The organism is Shewanella litoralis (assembly GCF_009828585.1).
Taxonomy (GTDB): Bacteria; Pseudomonadota; Gammaproteobacteria; order Enterobacterales; family Shewanellaceae; genus Shewanella; species Shewanella litoralis.
The window spans coordinates 1-12029 of record NZ_WSRZ01000020.1 but is presented as its reverse complement, the minus strand read 5'-3'; the positions used below and the strand labels follow the sequence as shown (position 1 = coordinate 12029).

The window sequence follows — 12029 nt, the reverse complement described above, 5'->3', positions numbered from 1 at the left end:
CACAGCATAGGTCAAAGCCGAGTGGCTTGGAGATATAATCCATTAGCCTATAATGATGAAGTAGCACTTATTAATGAAACATTCCAAATGAATAATTTGCTGACACTGATAGCGTTTATTGCGGTGATATTGATTGGTATCATCGGCGTTATTCATTGGCGGCAGCAACGTGCGCTGCGGCAATTAACCCAAGCATTAGCGTTGCAAATACTCAATCAAGATACCTTTACCTTAGATACGTCATCCTCATCGTTAAAACCCCTCATTATCGCGCTTAAAAACTTTCATCAATCCAGCTTATTTAGTACTGAGCGAGACAAATTAACCGGCTTAACAAATCGTGTCGGATTTAAACGTAAGATGCTGGCTAAAATGCCAGTTTCTCAAGGCATGTTAGTGCTGGTGGACATTAAACAGTTTCGATTTGTGAATGATTTATTCGGCTTTTTATTTGGCGACAAGCTGCTTAAGGCGTTTGCAAAACGCATAGAGAATATCGACAACAAACCGCAATTTATTGCCCGAATGAATGGTAATGAGTTTCTGTTGTTTTTTCCAAAAGCGTTAACACTCCCACAACTGACCCAGTTAAAGCAGGATTTACAATTACCTTTTGAGATTGAACAGCAGCCAATAAGCATCAAAATGCAGTTAGGTGTGCTGTCATTATCGGAGCACCATGCTGACGTGAGTTTGATGTTAAGGCGCTTAGATTTAGCCCTTAAAAAAGCCAAAACCTTAAAGCAACCGATTGCTTTTTACGATCAAGACGATGACAAAGCGCAATATCGTGAACTACTGATCATTAATGGTTTACCAAAAGGATTAAAGCAAAATCAGTTGTATATGGTGTTTCAGCCTAAGCTTGATATTCAAAGTGGTCAGTGCCAACAGGTTGAGGCGTTAATTCGCTGGCAGCATGAAGGGTTAGGGTTAATATCACCCAATGAATTTATCCCCTTAGCGGAACAAACGGGCATGATTGATATGTTAAGCACCTGGGTGCTCGATGCCGTTATTGCCCAGCAAGCCAAATGGCGAGAAAAGGGGATTTACGTTAAAGTTGCCCTTAATCTATCGTCCACCGACCTTGATAATCCTAATTTGGCGAACGATGTCGCCACTAAGCTGGCGCAGTATTTAGTGCCAGCAGAATGCATTATGATTGAAATCACTGAAAGTGCATTGATGGTGTCGTTAGAGCAAACCATTGCTACTCTTAATAAGCTTCGTGAGACCGGGGTGAAAATTGCCATTGATGACTTTGGTACTGGGCATTCATCGTTAGCGTATTTGCGCTTTTTACCTGTAGATGAAGTGAAAATAGACAAGGCATTTTTAGAGGATTTTGAAACCTCAACCGCGGCCAAACAAATTGTAAAAACCAGTATTGAACTGGCAAAAAGTTTAGGGTTTGAGGTCACGGTAGAAGGGGTTGAATCTAAATCTGTGTTAGAGACATTACATGAATTTGGTGTCGATACGATTCAAGGTGATTACTTTGCTAAACCCGCCACCGCAGATGAGTTTGAACACATCTACCCGCAATTAACTCATTCTCTATAACTGGCTTATCAGTAGCGCTTATCGTTAAGTGCTTGTCATCCCGTCCGACAAGAGTGTAATCAATGATGGCGGCATAGGGGCGAGCTGTCGTTTTTGATTCATGCACACCATTTCGATATTAGCGGTAACCGCTGCTTTGGTTGCATTAGGGCGCCAAATAGATTGCTGCCAAACCGTGCGAAATTTACTTTCAAAATAAAACTGAGTGCGTACTTCGATTATATCGGCAAATTCAACTCCGTCATGGCACACCATGTCTGTTCGATAAACCGCAAAGCCAAGTTGCTGTTGCTGCCATAACTCACTGAGTACGTTTGCGCCAATGACATGTTCCCGCGCGCGCTCAAAATACTTTAAAAAATTAGGGTGATATACCACGCCAGAAAAGTCCGTGTCTTCATAGTAAATTTGTACTTTAAAGGTATGGACTGGACTGTATTTTATAGACGAAATTGGGTTCATTTTGTTGCGACCTTAGGGCTCATAAATCGAGTGGCACAAGTAATTGTTGATAATGGCCTTGTTGCTTTAATTGTTGTAAGCCTTTATCAAGCAGTAAACTTAGCTCTGTAGCTTGAGGATTATGTTTTGAAAATGCGACGAATATTTCACTGGTATGGTTCATAAACTTAGCCACAATATCTTGCTCAACGCCCATTTGCTCAATGTAAACATCAGCGACCATGTCATACATAATCGCACTGTCTATTCGATTGACTAACAGTAAATTAATCAGTTGTCGTTGGCTGTTTACCTTCACTATCTTCAATTGGCGTTGGTCAATTAGCTGGAGTAGTTCATCGCCATATTCGTAACCATCGATAATGCCTACTACGCTACCGAGCGGTAATTGCCATTTACTTTTGGCTGTGACCGTTTGTGTGTTGGCGAAAAAAAATGAAGCATTGACTGTGAATAACGGTTCTTTGCCAAAAATGAATCGAGCTTGTGTACTTTGTTCTTTGGTGACGTTAAACACACCATCAACAGTACCGCGCTCGGTCATAATGAGTCCGCGAGTATAAGGCACGACAATGGTTGAGACTTCGACATTGACTTGTTTAAAAGCATGTTGGATAAGGTTGTGAGATATACCGCTACCAAATTCGTCGGCAAATGGCGGCCACCCATCTTCGGCTGCTAAGGTAATTTTTATGGGTTCAGCCATCGCAGTATGAGGAAGAATACTGGCATAAACGATTGCAAGTGAACATAACGCGGCACGAGTCAATATTCGCGGAAAATAACGCGCAAAAATGGTATTAAGTAGGTTTACTGAGCCAGCGATGAACAACATGAAATCCTTTTTGTCAGGTTCAACATTAACGGGCGGATGATACACCTTTTATCACTAAAGTGATATGCAATGCACTAAGGCCTTGCTTCATTGAGTGTTGACGAGCGCAGTAAATATTAAGGATACATTGCTTCGAGCTCGTCGTTCATAATACAACTTTGTTGTAATAAATTTTGGGCTCCCGCCGAGTTAAGCGCTGGACTGAAAAGAAAGCCTTGTACAATTTTACATTGGTAATGCTTGAGTTTTATTAATTGTGCATGGGTTTCAACCCCTTCTGCAACCACGTCTAGTTTTAGTTCATGACCTAGTTTTATGATGTTTTTTAATACGATATTACTGGTTTCTCTTGGGAGCATTGAATTAATAAACGCTTTATCAATTTTTAAAGTATCGATAGGAAACTGGGTTAAGTAGTTAAGTGATGAATAGCCCTTACCAAAATCATCAAGTGCAATACGTACGTTGAGTTGCTTTAACTGGAACAATACCGCTTTGGCGGCTTTGATGTCTTTAATCAATAACGATTCGGTAATTTCAAGTTCTAGCATATGTGGCGGAAATTGGCTTAGCTGTAAAATGGTCGCAATATCGTTCACAATATTGGGCTGAGACAATTGCAATGGCGATATGTTTACCGAAATATTGCCGTGTAAAATACCTTGTTGATGCCAGTGATAACCTTGCTGACATGCTTGTGCTAATACCCATAATCCGATATCAATAATTAACCCGCTGTCTTCTGCTTCATCGATAAAACGATTAGGTAAAATCATCCCATGAGTTGGGTGGTCCCATCGCAATAGCGCTTCAAGCCCTAAAATACGTTGAGTGCTGACACAACATTTTGGTTGATAAAACACGCTGAGTTGATTGTCTGGTAAGGCATTATTTAATTGGTTTTTAATCAATAGTCTTTCTAAAAGTGCAGTAGAGAGTTTTTCATTAAAGAAGTAACTGCCATTTCGACCATTTTTTTTAGCCGCATACATGGCGGTATCGGCGTGTTTTAATAAGGTTTTGGCATCGAGCCCATCACTTGGGTAACAAGCAACACCAATACTGGCGGAGCTATTGAGCCAATATTCGCTAATTTGATAGCCGGCGTTAAGCGCGATTCTAATTCGCTCGATGATGTTGACTAAATCTTGATTAACTTCTTCCTCTGCGGGCTCATACTCAATGATGATGGCAAATTCATCTCCGCCTAAACGAGCCAGCACATCTTGTTGTTTTAAACAGTGTTGTAAGCGTTTACTGACCTGGATAATTAGCTCATCGCCAATATCGTGGCCCATTGAGTCATTCACTTCTTTAAAATGATCTAAATCGATAAAGACAACGGCTGCTGTCTTTTGCGGATCGTTAATGAGTAAGGCTAATTGCTGATTGAAGTTAAATCGATTTGCAAGTCCAGTCAGGCTGTCATAATTAGCTCTACTGCTCAGCTCTTTAATTTGTTTAATGCGCGATAAAATAAACAGCATAACAATCAATAAAATGATCATAGCCGATGCGATTAACGCGTAATACCACCATGCTTTATTAACCGTAAAGGTAAACTCAGCTTGATGCGGACTCCATATGCCATCGCTGTTGGTACTCTGAACTTTAAAGACATAATCGCCCGCCGCAAGGTTAGTGTACATCGCATTGGGTTGTTGAGTGGTAATCCAATCTTGATCAAATCCGGCTAACATAAAACGGTAAATATTTCGCTCTGGGGCCGTGTAATCGAGTGAGGCGAAAGAGAATTGGATCATATTGTTGTCGTAATCGACACTGGGCGGTGCAATGACCTTGTTAGTGTTACCGTAAGTGTAAGCTTTATTGGCTATTTTAGCCGAAGTGATATGCACCGGAGCAATGAAGTGATTTTGGGTAATACGGTCGGTATCAACTTGTATCACCCCTTTATTACTGCCCAGTAATAGTTGAGTTTGAGTTAACTCAATTGCACCTTCATTAAAGGTTAAGTTTGTGTCATTGATGGCACTAGGATAGTCGGTGATCTGCTTTGTTTGTATAACGTATTTACTTAATACATGGCGGCTGGTTAACCATAAATTACCTTTACCGTCTCCGGTTACCGCTTTAATTCTATTGTCGGCTAAGCCTTCTTTACTGGTAATATACTCAATGTGGTAAGGCTGTTCAGCATTGGGTGTCGGGGTTATTTTGGCTAACCCAAGGCCTTGAGTTGCTGCCCAGATATTGCCTTGTTCGTCTTGATAAATTCCACCAATACGTATGTTTTCCCGTTCATTACCCAAGCTTAAATGTTCGGTTGTATCGGATGAAGGGTCAATAATAAAAATGCCACTGGTTGTCGCAAGCCATAAATCACCATTGTTGGCGATGATTGAATCAAAAGTAAAATTACCGCCTGAGGTGTAAAGGTTATTATTGTCGTTAAAGTAATGCTTTAACAGGCCCTGTTTTGGGTTAAATAGCATCACACCAGCATCTAAATAGCCAGTCACCCACACATTGCCCCGATTATCAGGGTTTACTGTGTAGAAGTCGGTATCTGGAAAACCATAAATATTGCCAGGTTTGTTACCAAAGTGACTCACTTGCTGAGTGTTATTGTCCAGGTAGCTGAGTCCATTGGAGTGTGAAACCCAAAGATTGTCCTTTTTATCGGCCTTTACGTTCCAAATATTGCCTGTTAACGCGTCATTGTTCTTTACCGTTAATGGTGACAGGCTGACCGTTTGTTTTTGGGTATCAATTTTATCCAGGCCGTTACTATTGGCTATCCAAGCATCGCCCTGGGAATTAATGCTGATAGCGTAAGTATTGGCTCCTGAGAGTTCAGATAGCGTTGCTAAAGGTTTATATATCCGGCTTGATTGTTTCAGTGGGCTGTAATATGCAGCACCTTGAGTGGTGGCAAACCAAACGAGCCCAGATGCATCAATAAACACATCATCGACAAAATTACTCGGGATGGTGTGTTCATTAAATGCTTGCGCTTGAACCAAGTCAAACTGGCCGGTTTTAACAGATAAGAGCGCAGCACCTTTGTCTGTACTTACCCATATATTGCTGTCTGTATCGATGGTAATACTGGTGACATAATCACTTGGAATAGCGCCTTTCTTATTGCTGTTTGCATATTGTTGGTATTCACCTGAATGAGGGTTGAAGTGAACCAGTCCAAAATGTTGGGTACCCAGCCAAAGTAGGCCTTTTTCATCAATCTCGCTTGCGAGCACATAATCACTAAATAACTTGGATACAGCGCTATTGTCTATAGTCGAAGTGGCTTTACTGGCATCAAATAATCGCATGATTTTTTGTTCTGGTTCGACAATGGCTAAACCATAATCGGTTCCAAGCCATAATCGATTTTGTGTATCGGCAATAATGCTGTAAATCGATGTTTCAACCGCAATATTTTGTTGATCTAAATATAAAGGTATGGAAATAAATTGGCTAGAATTAGGCTGCTTTAATTGTAAGCCACTGCCCGTACCGACCCACAGATTTTGCTCTGTGTCTTGATACATTTTCATTATCCAATTGGTGTTTTGGCTAAAGTGCTGTTGCGATAGCGGGAAGTTTACGACCTCATCATCAAGGTTGAGTTGATTTAAACCGTCTTCAGTGGCAAACCAAATATTGCCCTGGCTGTCTTCGATAACATCGGTCACAAAGTTATTGGAAATATGTGTTTTTGTGCCAGGTGAAAACTGAAAATTAACAAACTCTTGGCCATCATATCGGCTAACACCAGCATCGGTTGCAAACCACATAAAGCCATTTTTTTGTTGGTAAATCATGGTCACCATCGTAGAGGGGAGACCATCGGCGACATTGAGACGCTCTATTTGATATTGTTTGGCGTTAGCATCTAAAACGAGGGTAAGCGATAGCAATAATCCTAATAGGTAATGGGTTATTTTGTGGCAAGGGGAAAACATGACATACCTTTATTATTGAGTGCTCATTGCTAGATGTGTTGTACACAACCATACCGGATGAAATATTGTAAAAAACTGACGGTAAGTTGTATATGAAATGCAGCGAATGATCAAATCATTAACGCAATAATGTGTTGTCTATAGGGGTAAATTGTTGGCATTGGTCACTGAGCGATTTCGCGGTTAATCGCTCAACACTTATTACGTGGGTATAACACTGTGTGCTTTGGTTGATTTTTTTGAGGAGTAAATCAAAATCACCGTCGCCAGACAATAAAATAACTTCATCGACCTGTGGCGCAATCTCCAGCATATCAATGGTTATGCCAACATCCCAATCACCTTTTGCTGAACCGTCACTGCGTTGAATATAAGGTTTGGTTTTTACGGTAAAGCCAATGTGTTTGAGGGCATCTTGAAATTTAATTTGGCCGTCGTCAGCAGGTGCGATGGCATACGCAATAGCATGGCTGATGTGACCGCGCTCTGACAATTGTTGGTATAAGGCGCGGTAATTAAACGCGCGGCCAAAGCCTTGTTTACAGGTGTAATAAATGTTTTGTACGTCTACAAATACTGCAAGGTTAGTCATTATTACACCTGTATTGATTAAGGCTGCTGCGCTTGTTGAGCGGCAATGGCGTCATTGAGTTGCGCTTCAACGTACCCTGGTGAGTGAGTTGAGGCTGAGATTAAACGGTACATTGCAGGGATCACTAATAAGGTGACGAAGGTAGCAAATGCCATACCGGAGAATATCACAGTTCCAACTGCAATACGGCTTTCGCTGCCTGCACCTGTTGACATGATTAACGGGATCGCGCCAATTAAGGTGGTAAATGCGGTCATCAGAATCGGCCGTAAACGACGTGCAGAAGCATCGATAATAGCGGTATCAAGTGGAAAACCTCTATCGCGTAATTGGTTGGCAAACTCGACAATTAAAATGCCATTTTTGGTCACCATGCCAATTAACATGATCATACCTATCTGGCTGTAAATGTTCATGCCTTGATTGGTGAGCGCGAGGCCGATAAAGCCGCCTAAAATTCCCATAGGTACTGTGAACATAACCACTGCTGGGTTAATGAAGCTTTCGAACTGTGCAGCTAATACCAGATATGCAATGAGTAGTGCTAGACCAAATACCACCAACACGCCTGATTGGTTTTCTTTAAAGTCTTTTGACTCACCCGTATAGGCAATAGAAATGTCCGTCGGTAACAAGCTAACCGCCCGTTGCTCTAGAAAATCGAGCGCTTCGCCAAGGGTATAACCTTCACCCAAATTAGCTTTAATGGTGATCGACTTTTGTTTGTTGGTGTGACTTAAGCGCTGCGGCGAGGCAATTTCTTCTACATGGGTCACCGTGTCTAGGGTGATGAGCTCACCTTTACCGCTTCTGAAGTAAATTTTACTGAGATCCGTTACGCTGTTAAAACTGTTTTCGTCACCACGAAGATACACATCATATTCTTCACCACGCTCAACAAATGTGGTTTCACTTCTGCCCCCGAGCATGATTTCAAGTGTGGTTGATATTTCAGAAACGCTAATGCCTAATTCTGCCGCACGTTGTTTATCGACGGTGACCACCAGTTCAGGTGTGGTTTCGGCATAATCTAAGTCTGCACCTTCTAACATCGGGCTGGCATCAGCTTCTTGTTGCAGAATTTGCGCCCATTTAAACAATTCTGGGTAGTCAGAACCGCCGAGCACAAACTGCACTGGCTCACTTGATTGCCCTCTAAAGCCGGGTAGCATAGGTCGAACCATCACATCTGGAATGTCTTTTAAGGTTTGACTGATTAACCCGAGTGCTTGTTTGACATCGATATCACGATCGGCCCAATCTTCTAATTGAATAATCGCAAAGCCAGTTTGATCGCCCGCACGACCACCAAAAGCAGGGGCTTCAACGCTAAATGATTTCACTACGCCCTGACCTAAAAGCGGCATCAATCGGCTCTCAACAATGTCCATGTTGGCTATCATACGATTGTAACTTGTGCCTTCAGCACCTTTGATAAAGGCAAATAACACACCACGGTCTTCTTGCGGTGAAAGCTGCGAGGGGACTTGTTGCATGAGTAAGTAACTGCCGCCTATACAGGCTAAGATAACAACAGGGGCGGCAATGCGCCAAGCGAGTGCCCACGTCACCATTTGGCGATAGCGTGATTCAAGGCGAGCAAAACCTTTATCAACCCAGAGGTTAAAGCGACTTTTTTTCACGTTAGCTTTAAGAAGCTTACTGCCCATCACTGGGGTCAGTGTGAGCGCAATCAGTGATGAAAAAATCACTGACATCGCTAACATGACTGAGAACTCAGTAAAAAGCAGGCCGACCATGCCATCCATAAATGAAATTGGAAGAAAGACCATCACTAATACCAGTGTGGTCGATATGACCGCAAAACCCACCTCACGAGTGCCTTTATAGGCGGCAAGTAATGGTTCCTCGCCTTTTTCGATATGATGAAAGATGTTTTCTACTACCACAATGGCATCATCAACCACCAAACCAATGGCTAATATTAAGGCCATTAACGTTAATAGATTTATCGAATAACCCAAGCTGTATGCGGCCATAAATGCCGCAATTAATGACACTGGTACCGTTACTGCGGGGATCAATGTGGCTCTGACCTGGCCAATAAAAATATACAAGACCAAGACAACCAGTATCCCGGTAATGAGTAAGGTGTTGTAGACCTCGTTAATCGAGCGGTCGATAAACACGTTAGCATCATAGTCAACGACGAGCTTAGTGCCTTGTGGTAAAAAGCCTTGCACTTTATCGACTTCTTGTTGAACTCGTTTTGAAATATCTAATGGATTGGCATCTGACTGCGGCACAATGCCAAGGCTTAAGTTAACAATGCCATTGCTTTTGAAAGTTGAGTTTTCATTCTCTGCGCCAATAAAAACATTGGCTACATCTTTGAGGTAAATTGGCGTACCATCAGAGGCTGTGTGCACCACTAAGTAATTAAAATCTTCTGGACTGAAGTAGAGACGCTTGGTTCTCACTGACATTACCGTGGTGTCGTTACGGACTTCACCGCCGGGTGTTTCAAGGTTTTCGGTATTTAATGCACTAATAATGTCGCTGGTTGTGACATTTCTGCCGGCCATTAACTGAGGCTTTAATTGTACATACATGACCTTATACAGGCCGCCAGAGATATTGACAGAACTGACGCCGGTGATCAGGCTAAATCGGTCTTCTAAAACGCGCTGCGCGTAGTCCGTTAATTGTGTCCGGTCCATGTTTTCTGAACTTAAGTTGACATAGATTGAAGGCTCACCAGTGCCGTTATCTTTTGACACTATGGGGTCATCTGCTTCGTCGGGTAAACGGCGTTGAGCTTTGGCTACTGCATCCCGGACATCACTGACACCCTCGGTTAAATCCCAACCTAATTCAAACTCAATTGATATGCGTGACATGCCATTGCGGGTTGTTGAGGTGATTTCATCAATACCACTGATCCCCGTGAGTTCATCCTCAAGGGCTTTAGTGATCTTGCTTTCCATAATGGTTGCTGATGCTCCGCTGTAGGTTGTCATCACAGTAACAACCGGGTTTTGTACATCAGGCATTTCTCTTACAGCCAGTTTAGAAAAAGACACCATGCCAAACACGCAAAGGAGCAAGCTGAGTACAATAGCAACAACCGGGCGCTTAACTGCAGTATCACTTAGCCACATTATTTACGCTCCTGAGTTTGCGCAGTTTTCATGCTGGCCTGATTTGCAGAGCTTGAATGGGCAAGGTCGTTCACTTTAATGCCATCGCGCATATTCACTAACCCTTGGACCACAATGTTGTCGCCAATTTTGATCCCAGATTCAATTAATACCTGATCTTTAATCCTTGCACCTAAAACCACCTCAGTGCGTTTAGCGATGTTATCCTGGTTGATAACATACACAAATCGTTTGGTGCCCGAGTACTCTAACGCTTGCACTGGAACGATAGGGGCTGAAACGCTGGGAAAGGTGAGGGTGGCCGACATCATCATGCCTGGTTTTAATTTACCGTGTTGATTGTCGAACTGGCTGCGAATATTCAGATTTAGGGTTTGTTCATTAACGCGTGGGTCGATAGCAATAATGTTGCCGACAAAGGTTTCTTTGGCCCAGGCTCTGCTGATGGCATTGACCGGCATACCTGTGCTTAATAGTGATAAGTAGTGCTCAGGGACTTGTAAATCTAATTGCAGAATCGATAGGTCGTCTAATGACAATAATTCTTCATTCATGCTGACCATTTTTCCGCGGCTAAAGTTAACTAGGCCGGTATTGCCGCTAAAAGGGGCCACTAAGGTGTGATAGGCCAAGTCAGTTTGCGCTGACTGTAAACGGGCGAGGGCAATGTCGACACTCGACTTTTGCGCTTCTATTTCGGTTTGAGTGATAGCATTGACATTAATCAGCTTTAAAAACTCATTGAGTTTACGCACTTCATCTTTATGGTATGCCTGAGCTTCTAAAACACTGGCTTTTGCCTTGCTATTGTCTAAAGTCAGTAAGACCTGACCTTTGGAAACATGTTGATTAGAGGTCACTGCAATATTGGCTATTTTTCCGCCCACTTGTGGCGCAATCATGACCGAATCTGTTGCGGCTAACTTACCAATTAGCGTAATAGATTGAGATAAGTCATGTTGTTCAACACTTGCGGTGACCACCGGAACCACTTTTTCAACCCGTTGTGGTTTTGGCGCCGCGATTACATTGACACTTAATATGCTGGTGGTGAGGATCATCAAGGCCGCTGAAAGCGTATTCAAGCCATGCTTTATTATCATGTTGGGACATCTCTATAAACAATGCGCGGGGAGCCGCTGGTGGTGAATTAGCATATGAACATATTGTAATTATGTTGGACAAAAATGAGCGTAAAGTAATGTAAAGCTTTTGGTTTGTTTGTAACAAGGCACTTTTTCAAATAACCATATTCAAACCATCATATTTAAACCATCATATTTAAACCATCATATTTAAACCATCAAGCTCAAATACTCTAACCCTTCACTGTTGTACTTGCCAAATTGAGACCTTTACGCTCATTTACCCACAAAAAAGCCATATCATTTGATATGGCTTCAGACTGCTGACAAAGCTCTAGACATTCGTCTAGGGCTTTGATCTAATAGAAGTACAGATAATAACCAAGTTTATCATCATGCTTCGAGAGCCTAGTCCACAGCAATATGAATTAGAGATGG

At 42.3% G+C, this 12029-nt stretch carries 7 protein-coding genes; 1 reads left to right on the top strand and 6 read right to left on the bottom strand.

Annotation, left to right across the window (positions count from 1 at the left end):
* Positions 1 to 87 precede the first annotated feature (87 nt).
* The gene (locus GQA99_RS15255; RefSeq protein ID WP_160055394.1) at positions 88 to 1566 is read left to right on the top strand and encodes a putative bifunctional diguanylate cyclase/phosphodiesterase; all 1479 of its coding nucleotides are present in this window, start codon (positions 88 to 90) and stop codon (positions 1564 to 1566) included.
* A 24-nt stretch (positions 1567 to 1590) separates the two neighbouring features.
* Here GQA99_RS15255 and GQA99_RS15250 read toward each other — a convergent pair whose 3' ends face one another.
* From GQA99_RS15250 to GQA99_RS15225, 6 genes are all read right to left on the bottom strand, one after another.
* Positions 1591 to 2028, bottom strand: coding sequence for a thioesterase family protein (locus GQA99_RS15250; RefSeq protein WP_160055194.1), 438 nt, complete (start codon positions 2026 to 2028; stop codon positions 1591 to 1593).
* Positions 2029 to 2047: 19 nt separating this feature from the next.
* Positions 2048 to 2863 carry a substrate-binding periplasmic protein gene (locus GQA99_RS15245; RefSeq protein WP_160055191.1) on the bottom strand — a complete coding sequence of 272 codons (816 nt, stop codon included), beginning with the start codon at positions 2861 to 2863 and terminating at the stop codon, positions 2048 to 2050.
* Between the two features lie 116 nt (positions 2864 to 2979).
* Positions 2980 to 6792 (bottom strand): EAL domain-containing protein, encoded by a 3813-nt coding sequence (locus GQA99_RS15240; protein WP_160055188.1) that lies wholly within the window; start codon positions 6790 to 6792, stop codon positions 2980 to 2982.
* 118 nt (positions 6793 to 6910) lie between these two features.
* Entirely contained in the window at positions 6911 to 7384 is a 474-nt protein-coding gene (locus tag GQA99_RS15235; protein WP_160055185.1) for a LabA-like NYN domain-containing protein, read from the bottom strand.
* A 17-nt stretch (positions 7385 to 7401) separates the two neighbouring features.
* Complete coding sequence (locus GQA99_RS15230; RefSeq protein ID WP_160055183.1) at positions 7402 to 10506, bottom strand: multidrug efflux RND transporter permease subunit; 3105 nt, start codon at positions 10504 to 10506, stop codon at positions 7402 to 7404.
* Positions 10506 to 11609 carry an efflux RND transporter periplasmic adaptor subunit gene (locus tag GQA99_RS15225; RefSeq protein WP_160055180.1) on the bottom strand — a complete coding sequence of 368 codons (1104 nt, stop codon included), beginning with the start codon at positions 11607 to 11609 and terminating at the stop codon, positions 10506 to 10508. Before GQA99_RS15225 ends, GQA99_RS15230 begins: the two co-directional genes overlap by 1 nt.
* Positions 11610 to 12029 lie beyond the last annotated feature (420 nt).

Excerpts from the sequence above, each read along its gene's own strand:
- GQA99_RS15230 (WP_160055183.1), bottom strand. The coding sequence starts at position 10,506 with ATGTGGCTAAGTGATACTGCAGTTAAGCGCCCGGTTGTTGCTATTGTA.
- GQA99_RS15235 (WP_160055185.1), bottom strand. The coding sequence starts at position 7,384 with ATGACTAACCTTGCAGTATTTGTAGACGTACAAAACATTTATTACACC.
- GQA99_RS15240 (WP_160055188.1), bottom strand. The coding sequence starts at position 6,792 with ATGTTTTCCCCTTGCCACAAAATAACCCATTACCTATTAGGATTATTG.
- GQA99_RS15225 (WP_160055180.1), bottom strand. The coding sequence starts at position 11,609 with ATGATAATAAAGCATGGCTTGAATACGCTTTCAGCGGCCTTGATGATC.
- GQA99_RS15250 (WP_160055194.1), bottom strand. The coding sequence starts at position 2,028 with ATGAACCCAATTTCGTCTATAAAATACAGTCCAGTCCATACCTTTAAA.
- GQA99_RS15255 (WP_160055394.1), top strand. The coding sequence starts at position 88 with ATGAATAATTTGCTGACACTGATAGCGTTTATTGCGGTGATATTGATT.
- GQA99_RS15245 (WP_160055191.1), bottom strand. The coding sequence starts at position 2,863 with ATGTTGTTCATCGCTGGCTCAGTAAACCTACTTAATACCATTTTTGCG.